Source organism: Dyadobacter sp. SG02 (assembly GCF_900109045.1).
GTDB lineage: Bacteria > Bacteroidota > Bacteroidia > Cytophagales > Spirosomataceae > Dyadobacter.
Genome location: NZ_FNYL01000002.1, coordinates 840,629 through 857,198, shown reverse-complemented (window position 1 = coordinate 857,198; position 16,570 = coordinate 840,629). Strand labels below are relative to the sequence as shown.

The window sequence follows — 16,570 nt, the reverse complement described above, 5'->3', positions numbered from 1 at the left end:
AGATTTGTAGGTGCAGAGCACCGCGAGATTTGTAGGTGCAGAGCACCGTAAGATATGTAGGTGCAGAGCACCGCAAGATTTGTAGTGCGGCGCACCGCAAGATTTTTAAAACCAATGCGAAATATGCGTTTAATTCTGTTCCCTGCCGCAATGCTAATGTTGTCGCTCTGCGGTTGCGACGATCATGGCCCGGCATTGTTCAAAAAACTATCGCCGGGCCGCACGGGCATTCATTTCAACAATACCATCACCGAAAACGACTCGGTGAACATTCTTAGCTATTACTATTGCTACAATGGCGGCGGGGTTGGTGCGGCGGATTTTAACAATGACGGGTTGCAGGATGTGTTTTTTACGGGGAATATGGTTTCGTCCAAATTGTACCTCAACAAGGGCGGTATGCAGTTCGAGGACATTACCGAGAAAGCCGGGGTTACGACCAAAGACTGGATTATGGGCGTGTCCGTCGTGGATATTAACCACGACGGCTTCATGGATATTTACCTTAATGTAGCCGGGCCCGAATTGGGAGCCAAACACCATAACCTCCTCTTTATCAACCAGAAAAACCTAACATTCCGCGAAGAAGCCGCAGCGTACGGCCTGAACGACAGCGCCTATTGCGTGCAATCGGCCTTCCTGGATTACGACCGCGACGGCGACCTGGATATGTACCTGCTCACGAATGACGTCGATAATGTGGAGAAAACGTTTATCCAGCCCGCTACCTACCCGATCACGCGTGGCCGGACGGCCGATAAGTTGTACGAAAATGTCGGCGATACGCTCGGGCATCCCTATTACCGGGACGTGTCGGCAGCCGCGGGCATTGCACAGGAAGGTTACGGTCTCGGGCTCGCGGTAGACGACCTTAACGGCGACGGTTGGCCGGATATTTACGCTGCCAACGATTTCATGCCCAATGACCAGCTGCTGATCAACCAGCGGAATAAAACTTTCCGCGAAGCCGCGCACGAAAGCATGCCACATCAGACTTACAACGGAATGGGCGTCGATATTGCCGACATTAACAACGACGCCCGGCCCGACATCATGGTGATGGACATGCTACCCGAAACCTATGAACGCCGCAAAACGATGATCGCCAAGGCCGATTATGAAAAGCATTTCCTGCGCCAGCGTGCAGGTTACGTGGACGAGTTTATGCGTAATACCCTGCAACTCAACCAGGGAACTGATCGGGCGGGCACCACGCATTTCTCCGATATCGCCCAGCTTACCGGTATGCATGCTACCGATTGGAGCTGGGGCGTACTGCTGGCGGATTACGACAACGACGGCCTCCGCGATGCTTACATTACCAATGGTTTTGTGAAAAACATCACCAACCTCGATTTCCTGGCCTACAATACCGACGCCAACATGTTCGGCACCGATGCCGTACGTGCCAACCGTACCAAAGACCTGCTAGCCGTGCTGAAAGGTGTAAAACTGTCCAATTATATGTACCGGAACAGTGGTAACCTGGCATTCGAAAACATCACCCGGAACTGGGGCCTGGAACACAATTCATACTCGAATGGCGCTGCCTACGCGGACCTGGACAACGACGGCGACCTCGACCTGGTAGTGAACAATATCAATGAGGAAGCATTTGTATTTGAAAACACTTCCCATGCCGCCAAAATGCGTAACAATCATTTGCAGGTCATTTTGAAAGGAAATGGCCGCAACCCGAACGGCATCGGCGCTGCGGTAACGACCTATTGCGGGAAGAAGCAGATTTACAACTATTGCTCGCCTGTGAAGGGCTACCTGTCGAGCATGAGCGGGCCGCTGCATATCGGATTGGGGCAATGCGGAACTGTTGATTCGCTGATTATCAGGTGGCCGGACGGTAAAACGCAAACTTTGAAAAATGTAAAACCCAACCAGAAACTGGTGTTGGACTATGCCAAAGCAATAACCGGTCCGCCACAAGCACCGCGGCTTGTCGAAGCCCTTTTTCAGTCTGCCAATAAGGCCCGCAACATCCGTTGGAAGCACGCGGAAAACGATTTCAACGACTTTATCGACGAACCGCTGCTGCTGAATATGTATTCGAGAAAAGGCCCGGGCATTGCCGTGGGCGACGCCGATGGTCGGAACGGCTCCGATTTCTTCCTGGGCGGCGCTGCGGGCTATCCGGGGACATTATTTAGCCAAACATCCAAAGGAACTTTCGAACCGCAATCCATTAATGCTGAGGACAATCGGTTCGAGGACACGGGCGCATTGTTCCTGGATGCGGACGGAGACGGCGATCAGGACCTGTACGTAGTGAGCGGCGGCAGCGATTTCAAGCAGGATAGCACCGGTTATGCCGACCGATTGTATTTCAATGATGGAAAGGGCCATTTCAAAAAGCAAGCGGAGGCATTACCACTTACTACTTCCAGCGGGAGCTGTGTAGTCGCCGCCGATTTCGACCGGGATGGCGACCTCGACATTTTCCGCGCCGGGGCCGTCGTACCGGGCAATTTCCCCGCTTCGCCGAAGAGTTATTTGTTCAGGAATGATGGTGGCAGGTTTACGGATGTGACGAAAGAAATCGCACCCGGGCTCGCCTCGGCGGGCATGATCAATGCTGCAACGTGGTCGGATTTCGATAAGGACGGCTGGCCTGACCTGATTCTTACCGGTGAATGGATACCGCCTGTTTTCTTCCAAAACGGAAACGGCAAGCTTGTCAACATTACTTCCAGCACAGGTTTACAAAATATGAACGGCTGGTGGAGCAGCATTTACCCCGCGGACCTGGACAGCGACGGCGATACCGATTACATCCTCGGTAACATGGGCGATAATGTTGATTACCGGCCTTCCAAAACGCAGCCACTGGAACTCTATCATGGCGATTTCGTAGGTAATGGCCGTCAAAAGCCACTTGCTACCCAGTATGTCCTGGATGAATCGGGTGAGAAAAAGGCTTATCCAATGGCCTACCGCGACGACTTGTTCCGCTCGATGCCGGTGCTGAAAAAGCGATTCAATACCTACGAACCTTTCAGCCGCGCCAAAATGGGCGACCTTTTTGAAAGCAAGCTCATCAGCAATGCCAGACACCTCACCACCGAAACTTTCCGGAGCTGTATTCTGGAAAACAAAGGCAATGGCCGGTTTGCCGTGCGCGACCTGCCCGTGGAAGCACAGTTCTCGTGCGTGTACGGCATTCTGGTAACGGATGCCGACGGCGACGGGCATGCGGATATTTTGCTGACGGGTAATTCTTTTTCCAACGAAGTAGTGTTCGGTTCGATGGACGCCTCGCTAGGATTACTCCTCAAAGGCGATGGCAAGCTGCATTTCAGCGCATTACCTGCCAATCGGAGCGGCCTGTTCCTCACGGGCGCGACCCGCGGCCTGGGAATGCTCTACGATGCTCAAAACCATCCGCTCGTTATAGCTCCGACAAATTCAGGTGATTTAAGAATGCTTAACCCGCAACGCCAGCCAACCCGCATTATCCGTGCATTACCCAATGAAGTTTACGCGGAAATCACATTCCAAAACGGCAGTATCGCCCGGAAGGAGTTCCAATATGGTGCCGGGTACTTGTCGCAGCAGGAAAATGTAGTGGAAATGGGTGACGGTATCCGCGAGGTAAGGCTGTTTGATATACACCAAAAAAGCACACGCCTGATCCGGAATGACGCCCTGCTTACCATCAATGGCAAGTAGGGCGCTTCGGAAAGACGTATGCTTTTGAATCCTGGTCTGGACCGTCAGGCCAGGATTTTTTGCAGGTTTTTATAACAAGTCTCCACGGTTTCGATGCCCGGCGCGAGGTCGTATTCTACAAAAAAGTATTTCAACCCGGCGATTTGCGCCGCTTCGAAATGGATTAAGGTTTGTTTTTAAACTTGATTCTCGAAAACGACATCAGCGGCTCGATGGGCTTGGCTTCCGCGTTCCGGAATACGAGGTAAATATCCTGCTTGCCGCTGGTCGGTTGCAAGCCAATGCGGACCGGAGGCTGGACGAAACGGGTTCTGGGTGCCGGGGCTGGCTTAGGCGCTTGTGCTGCCGGCGCGGCCGCAGCTCCGGCTGCGCCTGAACCTTCTTTCTTTGCGCCATTCTCCAATTCGGCCATCATTTTGGCCACATCCACCGGTTTGGCGACGGCCAATTTCTGCTGGCCGATCAGGGTGCCGGTCGGTGAGCCGAGGCGGATTTCGATGGTACCTCCCACGCTGCCTTCCCGTTGCTGGGCGGCGGCATTGAGTTCGAGGGAATCGATGCCGGTGAGGTCGATGGACGGGAATGCGATGTAGCTGTTTTCAAATGCGACCACGGCAAATCCCTGCCCGGCCACACCCAATGCTTTTGTTTCGACACCCTTGGTTACGGGCGCTTCCGCTGCATTCAGCTCGGGGCTGCGGAGAACGATCATTTCCTCGGTAGTTTGGGCCGGAACTGCTTTCGTGGTGCCCACAGGACGGTCGGTGTAGGCGGCGCGGATGATGACCGAGCCTTTGCCATTGTCGGCCTTCGGGATTTGCGGGGTATACTTCCCTTCCAGCGGCAATGTCGACAGCGTTTTTTCGGTGCTGTTCAGAATGTATTTCACAATAACCTCCGCATCGGCCACGGGTAATGCCGGGTGCGCGGCCATCGCTACTTCGCCCCACACGCCGGAGCCGCCTTCGAGTACCTTTTTCACGAGCTTGTCCAATGCGCCCGGATCGGCTTTGTATTTGTTCGAAACATCGGCAAATGAAGGCCCTACCGACTTGGTATCGGGCTGGTGACATACTTTACAATCGCTTTTGCCCATCAATGTCTGCGCTACCGCGAACTGCGTTGTCGCATCGACGCTGCGTTGGCTTTGAGCAACTTCGGCGTAGTCGAAGCCCTCGGCCGTGTAATCGATGCTCACAGCCACCTGATTGGCCTTGATCTTACCATCGGCAGTGCTGCCATCCTCCTTATCCGAAATGGTTACGTCATAACCAATCGTTTTTTTGGGAAAGAAAAATGTGCTGTTACCGTCCAGCCTGATCGCCACTTTCGGCGGCTCATTGCCTGCGATAATGCGCACGGACTGGCTGTTGCTCGCACCTTTGGCGTCGGTTACCGTCAGCGTGGCGGTGTAAACGCCCGCTTTATCGAACTTCACCGAAGGGTTTTCAGTACCAAATACCTTTGGCACCACGCCGGGGCTGGTTACTTTCCAGCTGTATTTCAATGCGTCGTTATCGAAATCCTTCGTTCCTTTGGAAGACAAAATCGTTTCAAATGGCACTGTACCGCCCTTTTTCTCAGCACTCGCCGCTACCACCGGCTTGCGGTTGCCGCCATTGTACTCGATGCGCACGAGGCGTGAATTATCGCTTTTGCGGAACCAATTGCTACCGTATTCGAGAATGTACAGATCACCGTCCGGTCCGAATTTGATATCGATCGGCTGCACAGGGTGATAACCGGGCAGTACGCGCTCCATCGATTCGTAATCGCCGTTTGCATTCATGGTGATGGCCATGATCCAACCGCGGGAGAAATCGGCGGCGATCCATTTGTTTTCGTAGTAAGCGGGCCACGGTCTTTTGGGTGCCTTGAAATCGGTACGGTGGTAAATGGGGCCGCCCGTCGCGCTGCGCGAGCCTGAACCTACGGCCGGGAATTTTTCGGAAACGCCGTAAGGATAGTAAATGAAGCTCGGCGCCGTCGGGAACAACTCTTTCAAACCGGTATTGTTCGGCGAAGTATTGACCAGGTTTTTGGGATCTTTTTTCTCTCCCGGCTTATTGTTGCCATAGTCAAAAACCGGAAATGCCTGATCATTACCCACAAACCAAGGCCAGCCGAAATTACCAGGCTTGCGCGCCTGGTTCAACTCGTCATAACCTCTTGGCCCGATCTCGGAATCCTCGTTGGCATCCGGCCCCACCTCACCCCAGTAAATGTAGCCGGTCTTGCTATCGACGGAAATGCGCCACGGGTTGCGGTGGCCCATCGAGTAAATTTCGGGGCGGGTTTTGGCGGTGCCTTTGGGATAGAGATTACCCTCGGGAATCGTGTACGAGCCATCCGGCTCGGGATGAATGCGCAGGATTTTACCTCTCAAATCGTTGGTATTACCCGCATGGCCCTGGTCGTCCCAGCTTTCCCGGCCGGGGCGTTCGTCCGTCTGCGCGGCGCGGTCGTTGCCGGTATTGTTGCCGACGGTCAGGAACAGGTTACCGTTTTTGTCCCAGGTCATGCCGCCGCCGGTGTGGCAGCATACTTCGCGCTGGGTAGTCACTTCGAGGACGACTTTCTTCGAAGTTTCGACCAACTGGTCGTCCACCATATCCCAGCGTGCAAGAATGTGTTTTTTCTCGGTCGGGTGGGCGTAATAGAGGTAAATCCAATGGTTTTTGGCAAAATTCGGATCAAGGGTCATGCCCATTAAGCCTTCCTCCGCCTCGCGCGATACGCCTTCCTTGCTTACATACTTGGTGTTAACAGGAATCGTCGCGATCAGCTCGGTCGTTTTGGTCGACGGGTTGTATTTCTTCAAAGCACCCTTGCGCTCGACGATGTAGGAACTACCATCCGGCAACACTTCGAATGCCATCGGTTCATCGAGGTTATCGGCGAGGACTACCGGTGTGAAACGGCTTTCATCGGGCTTCGTGACGGTGTCCTGCATGGTAAATGCGGCCAGGGCGGCCACCGTGATCAGTTTGGCGGACCAGCGGAAGGATGAGACGAGGCTTTTGCGCGGAATCGGAAAAGGTTTAAGCATAGATATGTACATCAAAGTGAACCATTTAATATATGACTTTCATCGAATGCGCATCCAAAGCGGAAAGCAGGGTACTCCCTGCCTCCTTTCATCCATCAGTATTAAAACTCGTAAGACAACGAGAGCCAGAAACTCCTCGGGAGAATCGTGCGTCCGACAGCCGGCCGTGAAATTCCCATGACCTGGGCAATGGCCTCATTATCCATACTTTCGAAAAAACGGGGGTATATGATCTCCTGCGGGCGGCGGGTGAGTTGGTTGATCTGCTGATTGAGCGTTTCCTGGATGCAATCTTTGACAAACTCGCGATCACGCGAAAACTTGCTTCCGTAGCTGAAAAGGCTTTTGTAGTAATGCCTTGCGATTTGCCCGAACGCCTCATCATCCCCCGTACGAAACGACTTCCACAAGTCGGCGTCATCAGGGTTGTGTTCGGGATGGGATTGCATTCAGGAGAGGTACGTCAGTGTATCGGGAATGCAATCCTACGGGTTTTTATATAATTAAACAATTTTTATTTTGGGAGAAAGGAAGAAGATGCGCGGCTGATTGCGGTTTGGGGGACAATTTGGGTGGCGACGATAGACCATCGACCATATTTCGCACTTTCGTGGTCGATATGGTCGATGGTCCATGGTCAGATAAAGAGAGCAGTCGGCCGTCCCCGGTCATTTCGGGTACGACTCGTGGCTCTTCACTTTCAGTATTTGCCGCAAATGGCGGTCCGTATGCCCCCACACGTAGATGAGCACCTGGTGCATGTTGCGGGGGTCGGGTGTGGCGGTGAGTTCGAAAATGGCCCGCATATCGGCTTCGCTGTTGCGTACAAAATTGAGGTTTTGCTCTCTGCCACGGAGAAAGAACGTCAGATTGTCTTTTCCTTTGATAAACCCTGTCGGTGCGGAGATATCTGCGGCTTTGTGAGGATTGGGCTCCATGATGAATTCGTGGTAGTAGCTGTCCGGCCGGGTGGTTTTGAGCAATTCAGGCTGCGGCTTGTTGCGGGTGCCGATGCTGAGCTCCCTCGACCAGACGATTTCCCAAAGCGCGAGGTGCTCCACAATCTGCCCGATCGACCAGCGGTCGGGCGACTCGCGGAAGGCCCATTGCTCGGGTGTGAGGTTTTCTGTTTCCTTCACCACCGCGTCGCGGGTGCGGATCAGATTGTCGATGGTGTACTGCTTGTCGGCCGCCGTCCAGAGTTTCTCCTGGCTGAAGCATTGCGTGGCTGCGCAGAGGCAAACCAAAGTAAAAAGTGTCGTGATTTTCATAGCTTTTGTTTAATTAGGCCGCAAGTCTACCCCTTTTTACATGGTTGAGCAATTATCGTTATCCTACGTGTTTTTCTGTTATTTAACGGCGTGCACGCAGAAATGCTAGCGGCTTAGGTACGGCGGCAGAATGGGCCGGAGCGTCGGGTTATCGAGCAGGCTTCGCAGGCGAACGGAGTCCGGAAAAGGTATTTCAAACAGGGGCTGTACCAATGCCGACGGGTCGCCGGTTTTCAGGTATTTACGCACATTCATCTCTTGTTTTTTCGACAAATCATAAGTACGGTAAACGGCACGCATATCGCGGTTGCGACGGGTAATGTGCGCCAGGGTGAAAACAACGAAAAAGACGGCGCCGAGCCAGACCAGGCGCCAGTTTTTGTTGGTGAGCTCGATAAAGCGAACCGCAAACCACGCATTGCCGATCAATCCGAGCGTGAACAGCTCGGTATAGCGCGAAGAAACATTGTCCATCGACTGTCCGCGCCCGTACGCGATCGCGAGCGTCTGTGCGAGCGACCACATGACGCACCCGGCCATGAACAGGTCCGCGCGGGTGAGCGAGCGGCCACGCAGAAGCCAGGGAACCATTCCGAGGGCAGGGCTCCACAACGCAATCGCCGCAGGCCAGCTTTTCGAAACCGGCCACGCCAGAATGTACCGCAATGCGCCGAACAGTTCCGAAATGTTGCGGGCACGTAAAGTTTGGTTGCCTTCGATCTGCGGCATCAGGGAATATCCGGCTGCCGAAACACCTGCAAGCACAAGCCCGAAAGCCATATGCTTCCAATTGACCTCCCGGTTTCGGAATCCATGCAGCGCATATACACCGACCGCCGTGAGCGGCGTAAGGATGCCCGAAGCCATCGTCAGCACACTAAGCCAAGAGAGGATCAGTACACCGGCCATCGCCACGAGGCTATCCGGGTAAACCGAGGCCAAAATAATGGTTAAAAGCGTGAAAATGATCAGAAAATAGAACTGGCTCTGGAAGCCGACCAGCAGGTTTTCGAACGAGAATGGTAGTGCAAACTGGGCGATAATCACAATCAATATGAGCCAGCGAAGGCCGTACAATGCCTTTTGACGCATTAGAAATAGCAGGATAATGGCCGGAATGCAGGCTGCCACAAGGATATTCACCCGCGCCTCGACGAGGTTGTCCCACACGCCCGTAAAGCTAAAAATCAGCAGCGACAACAGCCGCGTAGGCAAAATGCGGTGCTCGTTGTGTGGCTGCCAGAGATGCTCAAAACGCAGGCGCCCTTCCAGCAACGGCCGCAGCAGGTAGTCGCCCTCGGCATCCCACTGGTCCCAGAACGGCAGCGGGATGGCGAAGGTCTCGACGAAATATAAACGGGCTGCGGCGATCACCAGCAGCGTTGCAAGCAGTGCAAGGATATTTCTTGTAGGCATAAATGGTTTGTGGACTGTCTGCGATACCGGAAAATCCGTGCCAGCCAGCCGCTTATCTGCTAATAGTTATCTTCCTGGTAACCAATGTCCCATTGGTGTTCCGGATTTGAACAATGTAATTCCCCGGTGCAAATTTGTCTGTCGCAATGCCCTCACCGTCCATTTTGGCGGTTTCGAACACCAGCAAGCCGGTAGTATTACGGATTTCGACGGATTCAATTTGGTTGGAATCGGTCGCTTTGATAAAAATCCGGTCGGTTGCCGGGTTCGGAAAGGCGACGAGCTCTGCCCCATTCTCCCCCAACAAGTTACGGATGCTACTGTACGCAAAAGTACCATCCTGATCCACCATTTTAAGCCTGTAATAAATGTTGCCCGCCGTCAGTTGGTTATCCCAATGCGTATAATCGATCAGCGCTTTACTTTCCTTCGCCGCCTCACACGTCCCGATTGCCGTCCAGTCTTTTGCATTCAGGCTCTTTTGTATTTCAAAATGAGAAGTATTGGTTTCAGCCGAAGTAGTCCATTGCAGAAATGCCTGGTTTTCGACTCTGGAGACGTTGAAATTCGCGAGGGTTACGGGTAGTGGGTCGTCTTGCCGGAAGACGTAGACAGCGCCGGGATTCGTAGCCGAGGTGTTGTCCGCAGGTTCCAGATAGCGACCCATAGAGGTGCCGAACAGGTATCTCCCGTTTATTGCCACCGCCGTGCCAAACTGATCTTGTGAGACTCTTACAGGTGGAACGAATTTCGCTAATTGTGCCCAGTTGCCCGTGCCCCCGTTGTTTTCTTCAAACAAAAATACAGCGCCCGCCTCGTATGTCTGATTTGCGCCGTTTGCGTCCCGCTCATCTCTTCTGCTTCCCACAGCCGCAAAATTGCCCGAAATTGCAACGCGTTGACCGAAATAGGCTTCAAACTGGCGCTGACTTGCGGTAATTTTCTTCGCGAGGCCCCAGTTCTCATTTCCTCCCGAATCCCGCGAAAAGATGTATGCCGAACCGGCATAGCCAAGGGTATTAAGCTCGTTTGCATCCTCATCTTCGAAAGGCGCACCAGCAATGATGTTGTTGCCGGAAATATCAACCTGATTACCAAAATTGTCATCGGCCGCACGCACAGGCGCCGTGAGTTTCTTCACCTGCCCCCAATTGTTGCTGCCGCCGTAATCTTTTCGGAAAACATAAGCTGCCCCGGCATATCCCAGGGGGTTCAATTCGGCTGCGTCGCGTCTCTCGCCTCCCGCGCCTACGACTATCTGATCGGCATCGATCGCAATCGAGGTCCCGAAGTTATGATCGGCCCTTCTGACGGAAGCGGTGATTTTTTTCACCAACCCCCAGTTATCGGCCCCACCCAAGTTCTTCTCGTAAATAAACGCGGCACCGGCGTCACTCAAAGCGTTTTGGTCATTCGCATCAAGGTCATACCAATGGCTCGAAACGACGATATGATCGCCGCTGATGTCTACGGCCCATCCGAAGTTGTCGCCCGTATTGCGTACATTGGCCTGAATTCGTTTCAGCAATCCCCAGTTCCCCGCGCCCCCCTGGTCTTTCTTGAAGATATACACGGAGCCTTTCGCAGAACCATCGAGTCTCTCGCCGGGTTCTCCGATCACGATGTAATCCCCGTCTATGGAAACCGAAGTCCCGAATTGCGCAGACTGGCTCCGCACAGGTGCTACGAGCTTTTTCACAGGCTTCCAAACTCCGCCGTCGTTGTACAAAATGAACGCGCTTCCGGCCCATTGCATCGAATTAAGTCCCGAAGCATCGTAATAATCTGAATTCGCGCCTATCACAGCGAAGTTGCCCGAGATACTTATGGCATATCCATAACTCATGGAAGAACTCGCCGCCGAATTACCGTTGGGATATTTGGCCATCAACTTGGTCACATGCTCCCAGTCCTGCGCCAGGGATATTAAAGGCAATGCAAAAAAAATTGCGCAGGCGAGCAGGCCTGAACGCAGAGAATGTAAAAAATCAATCATAGTACGAAAACTGAATAGAGTTGGTGAGCGTAAAATCAAAATTAGTTTGTAACTATTACATTACAAAAGGCTATACAAATGAAAGCGGGCCGGTCCCAAAGAACCGGCCCGCAAAGAACAAATTGATAACTTCTGACTATAACTTGACAACTATCCGACCATACGCAGCAACTACCTGACCACAAACTGACCACTACCTGACTACGTCCAACCACTACCTGACAATCACAAACCTCCTGACCTCCTCCTGCCCATCGATTCCCTGCACGCGCAACTGATATACGCCCGCAGGCAGACTCTGCACATTCATGCGACCATGATCCAGGTTGCCACGCAAGCGCAGTCGGCCCGCAGCGTCCCAGACTTCCGCCGACGAGCCGGATTTTCCTTTGATATACAACTCATTCTGAACCGGATTAGGGTATAACACCAACTGCTCCTTCGCGCCAAATGCGGCTTCACGAATGCGGCTGTATGCAAAGGTTTCGTCAAAATCGACCATTTTGAGGCGGTAGTAATTCATGCCGGCGGCCGGTTCGGCGTCGTCAAAGCGGTAATCGACGACCTGCTTGCTTTCGCCGCTGGCTGCTACCCTGCCGAGCGTCACCCAGTTTTTTCCGTCGTTGCTGCGGTTAATTTCAAAATGACTGCTGTTGCTTTCCTCTGAAGTGCTCCAAACGAGTTTGACGGCTCCGCTTTCTTTCACCGCTTCAAAATGCACGAGCGTTACCGGCATGGGATCGTTAACAACTTTCAATTTCAATGTTCCGTTGCTCGCATCGTAGGTCGTTTCCCAGATCTTGGGCGCCACGGATGGCAGGTTGATCGTCGGGAAAGTTCCTGAAAGTGCGCCGGCATCGATGATCGTGAATTCATCCCCTAATGCCGGCGCAAAACCGTTGATCAGCGATACGTTGATCGTCCCGCCGGCCGTTAAAGTGCCGGTTACGAATAGTTGGTCGTAACCTGTTATCGTCGCTGTGCCGCCTAATTCGATATTAATGGCACCTGTATTCGAAAAGTCGCCGGTAAAGGTCAGTATACCCGGCGAGTTGCCCGGAGATACGGTCCCGGTGTTTGTGAAATTGGCGTAAAGAATATTGCCATTTCCTTTCACCTCACCATTGCCGGTAAATGTACCGGTCGTGAAAAGCAAGCCGGTGCCGGTATCCAGTATCCCGGCGTTATTCACGTTGTTCGCGCTGGTGATCCCGCCCGGCAGGGTGACGGTAGCACCCGCAGCGATTTTCGTTTCAGTCGCGCCGCTTCCCGGGGCACTGGTAGCATCAATCCAGAACGAGTTATCCTGCGATGACTGCCATCCCGATGCCACATGCCAGTCTGTGGAAGCATTTTTGTTGCGGTAATAATCCGATGGCTGGCTTAGTTTATACACCGTGTAGGACTCCGCGGTCGTAAATGCCGCCTCCGCATTGGGTGTAACGCCTGCCGGCGAGGTGAAATCGAGCCGAACCGCGCCATTGCCGCTACCCGTATTGACTGTCACAATGTAAGTCGTGCCCGAGCCGGAAATGGCGCTCACAGCTGCCCCCGTAATCCCGCCGGTCACTAATGTGAAGCTAGTAGCATTCACTCCCGTCACAGCCTGGGCGAAAACCACCTCATATTGCACGGTAGCCGCATTTGTAGGGCTCGATACCTGTCTGGTAATGGACGTGACATTTGTTTTGGTATAAAAATCCACCTCATTACCGTAAGAAGTCCCTTTTGGATTGATCGCGTATGCACGTACATATATGTGCGTGCCCGCCGGCAGGCTGGTAATATTTTGTGAAAAAGAGCCTGTACCCGATCCTATGCCTACCTTGTTGCTCAATACGGTGGGCGTAGGCGACGTGCTCCATACGATTCCGCGATCCGATACACCCGCACCGCCATCGGAAATTACAGAACCACCCAGTACGGCCGAAGTCAATGCGTAGTTGGTCACCGCATTGGTGGTGACGGTAGGCGCCACAGCCACCGCGCCGGTGGTAAACGCCAGTTGGTTGCTGGCATTAATGCCGCCATAAGCACGTCCTTGCCCATCTTTGAATGCACCCTCGTCGATGACAATGTAATAGCCGGTCGTTCCGTCGAGATCGGACGATGGATCGATGGTAATGGTCGATGTACCGCCGCCCTGCACGTTCGTCGCAGCGATGGTGGCAAATGTAGCGTTGTTACCAGTACGTTTGATCGTAATATTTTTCCCCGAAACCGGTGTGACCACTGCGCTGAAATTCAGTACAATATTACCGTCTACCGCGAAGCCCGTAGCGCCATTGGCCGGCGTAGAGCTTTGCAGTTTCGGCGCCGATCCGCTCTGGACATAGAGCAGGTTCTGCCCCTCGGCAGTACGATTACTCGTAAAAACGTCGTCGTCGCCGTCATTGTCCCAGTCCGCCACGTGCGCGTAGGTGGCACTATTGAAGAACGTGGCCTTGCCGGCCAGGTTTTCGAACGGGTTCGTATTCAGGTTGGTAACATTGGCAAACGTGCCGCTGCCATTGTTCAGCCAGGTCTGGATGGGGTTGGACATATCCCACGTTTGAAGGTCGATGTCGCCGTCGGAATCGAAATCGCCATAGGTGAACTGAGTCTCCTGGGCGATGCTCATTGCGGAAAAAGGGCTTGCCGCACCGGTAACCAGCACAAACTTGCCGTTGTCGTTACGGCAAAAAACCTTGTCGCCGTTAGCCTGACGCCGCACCACGAACACATCGTCGTCACCGTCGTTGTCCCAGTCGGCCACGTAGGCGTCCTGAGCCTTTAGATAAAAAGCCGCTTTATCGGGCAGGTTGTCGAAAGGGTTGGCAGTGCCGGTAACGTTCGTGAAAGTGCCGTTTCCATTGTTACTCCAAAAATCATTTACGGCTGCATTGGTCACATACGTGTGCAGGTCGATGTCCCCATCGCTGTCGAAGTCACCATAAATCAGCTGAGTTTCATTGGCAATCGTAATTCCGTTGAACGGACTTGCCGCGCCTTCCAGTTCCTGGAAAACCCCGCTGTTGTTTTTGTAAAAAATATTCTTCCTCGGGTTGTTTTCCCCCCTTCCGGTTACGAGGATATCGTCGTCGCCATCGTTATCCCAGTCGGCCACGAAAGCATATTGGGCGTTGTCGAAAGCGGCTTTCGCAGGAAGGTTGTTGAAAGGATTTTGGGAACCGGTAACCTTGGAAAAATTGCCGCTGCCGTCGTTTCTGAAAAAGTCGTTTTCCAGGGCATCTTTCTTGTAAGCGTGGATGTCCACGTCGCCGTCGGAATCAAAATCGCCGTAGATAAATTCGGTATCTCCTGAAATGGACAGGCCTGGAAACCTTCCGGAGACCTCCTGGAATTTGGGCACAATGTCTACAAAAATGGCTGAACCAAGGGTGAAGAAACAGAGAGCAGTGAGGATGAGAATAGAGCTTTTCTTCATAAGTAGGGATAGATGGATAAAAACTGATCGCGGGTAGTGTGGCAATAATTAACCAAAAGTATACTAGCTATCATGTTTCTACTCATCTATCCCTGCATCAGGCCATCATCCGGTTACATTTTGCTATTAAGCGTTACGATACTGCGGGCTTTAATTAACATTTTCGTAGAATCAGGCACATTAATGGGCATCAAATCGCCCTGTGCCGACGTTTCGTAAGCCCTTACCGCAACCGGGGCTTTGCCCGATGCCAGCGTAAGGCTAACCTGCCGGTCCTGGCTATCGCTGTTGACGATCACCGTCACCAGTTCGTTGTTGGTATTTAAATAAGAAGAAACCAGCAATCCATCGGTACCGAGGCTGTGCGAGGCCTCTACCCGCTTTGCGCCCGGACGCACGAACCGGCTGAAATTGCCCAGCGCCCAGAGCATTTTGGAAGACTGGAAACTGCCGTCGGTTTTGTTTTTATCAATATAAACCAAACCATCCTTGTAGTCGTAAGGCGAAACGGAAATCCACCAATGCCAGGCCGAAGCATTCGCATTCACGAGGTCGTTGTGGATCACCCTGGCAATGTACAAGCCGGAATTAATGCCCAAATCGCGGCCCTCGCCTTTAATCTCGCCTTCATTATCGCCCAATATGCAATACTCCGACTGCCAGTATTCCAGCCCGGGCACCGTCGCCACTGCATTCGCAAGCTGCTTCCGCTTCTCAACGGCGGTTTTATAAGGGGATGTGGTAAAATAGCTGTGGCCGGAAATCGCCGGGAACACATTGGGCAGGTTACCAATATAGTCCGTACCGTTTTTATCAAAAAAACCGGAAATCTGGCTGGCCCGACCCGGGCGGTTATGCTCCGAATAGAGGTACTCGATCTGCCCCGCTTCCGCGACATTGATCTGGGTCGCAAGGTTTTTCTTCAAAAGCGCCGCACTCAGCGAGCGGGTAATGGCCGCAACCTGGTTGTTGAAATAGGGCGTCCCCTCCTGCCCTCCGTCGCTCCAATCCCACTGCGGCTCGTTCACCGGGCTTACGTATTGAAATGTAATGCCCGTTTTCTTGCGCACACCGTCGATCACATCGGCCAGGTAACCGGCGAACTTGTCGAACTGCTGCGCGGGCAGGTTCGGCTGACCATTGGACGCATATCCTTTTCCATTAGTCGTGAACTGCACCGGCGGGGTATTGGGAAAGATCAGGAACTCTTTCACGCCCCGTTCTTTGGCCGCATTCAAAAACCACATTTGCCCGGCTTGCTTGTTCCAGTCGTAGCCGCCGTCGGCTGCGAAAAAAGATTCGGCACGGCGCCATTCGTCGCGGATACCGCTGGCGTCGCCCTGCTCGGCGGTGCCTCCGCCCGCATTAAACCGCCAAAGCGATAGCCCGATGCCTTTCAGGCGGCCGTCGGCGAGGGTATCTGTGCTGAAAAGCAGGTCGGCGATACCGTTTTTCTTGGCCAGCGGCCAGTTGCCGGCAAACTGGCAGGCCCAGGCATCGGACCCGCCGAAGTTTCGGATCGTCTGGTAGGTTTTGGATGGGTCGATGCGGATCGTAACGGTCTGGTCGGTGGCAGGGCCGATGGTTTCGGTAGCGGGCTCGCTGCCGTGGCAGTTCATGGACGTAGCCATAACGAGCCCGAGGAACAGCGTTCCCAGGTTTTGAGCAATTGGCATGAAAAAGTCTGTCAGGGAATGGATAAAAAGAACTCCCGGCGACGGATGCACCGG

General features: G+C 53.3%; 8 protein-coding genes. 1 reads left to right on the top strand and 7 read right to left on the bottom strand.

The annotated features are described in order from the left end of the window. Window positions 1–123: 123 nt before the first annotated feature. Window positions 124–3,681: a VCBS repeat-containing protein gene (locus tag BMW93_RS06960; protein WP_177194034.1), complete on the top strand. Its 3,558-nt coding sequence runs from the start codon at window positions 124–126 to the stop codon at window positions 3,679–3,681. A gap of 163 nt (window positions 3,682–3,844) precedes the next feature. Here BMW93_RS06960 and BMW93_RS06955 read toward each other — a convergent pair whose 3' ends face one another. From BMW93_RS06955 to BMW93_RS06925, 7 genes are all read right to left on the bottom strand, one after another. Then, complete coding sequence (locus tag BMW93_RS06955; RefSeq protein ID WP_229240234.1) at window positions 3,845–6,730, bottom strand: PQQ-dependent sugar dehydrogenase; 2,886 nt, start codon at window positions 6,728–6,730, stop codon at window positions 3,845–3,847. Between the two features lie 101 nt (window positions 6,731–6,831). Further along, the gene (locus BMW93_RS06950) at window positions 6,832–7,179 is read right to left on the bottom strand and encodes an RNA polymerase sigma factor (RefSeq protein WP_090374456.1); all 348 of its coding nucleotides are present in this window, start codon (window positions 7,177–7,179) and stop codon (window positions 6,832–6,834) included. A gap of 219 nt (window positions 7,180–7,398) precedes the next feature. Beyond that, entirely contained in the window at window positions 7,399–8,001 is a 603-nt protein-coding gene (locus BMW93_RS06945; RefSeq protein WP_090374455.1) for a DinB family protein, read from the bottom strand. 105 nt (window positions 8,002–8,106) lie between these two features. Further along, window positions 8,107–9,417: a hypothetical protein gene (locus BMW93_RS06940; RefSeq protein ID WP_090374454.1), complete on the bottom strand. Its 1,311-nt coding sequence runs from the start codon at window positions 9,415–9,417 to the stop codon at window positions 8,107–8,109. 52 nt (window positions 9,418–9,469) lie between these two features. Beyond that, complete coding sequence (locus tag BMW93_RS06935; RefSeq protein WP_090374453.1) at window positions 9,470–11,413, bottom strand: T9SS type A sorting domain-containing protein; 1,944 nt, start codon at window positions 11,411–11,413, stop codon at window positions 9,470–9,472. A gap of 214 nt (window positions 11,414–11,627) precedes the next feature. After that, a complete protein-coding gene (locus BMW93_RS06930) occupies window positions 11,628–14,840 on the bottom strand; it encodes an FG-GAP-like repeat-containing protein (RefSeq protein WP_090374452.1) in 3,213 nt (1,070 codons plus the stop codon). Window positions 14,841–14,953: 113 nt separating this feature from the next. Continuing rightward, complete coding sequence (locus BMW93_RS06925) at window positions 14,954–16,516, bottom strand: glycoside hydrolase family 30 protein (RefSeq protein ID WP_090374535.1); 1,563 nt, start codon at window positions 16,514–16,516, stop codon at window positions 14,954–14,956. Between the last annotated feature and the right edge of the window lie 54 nt (window positions 16,517–16,570).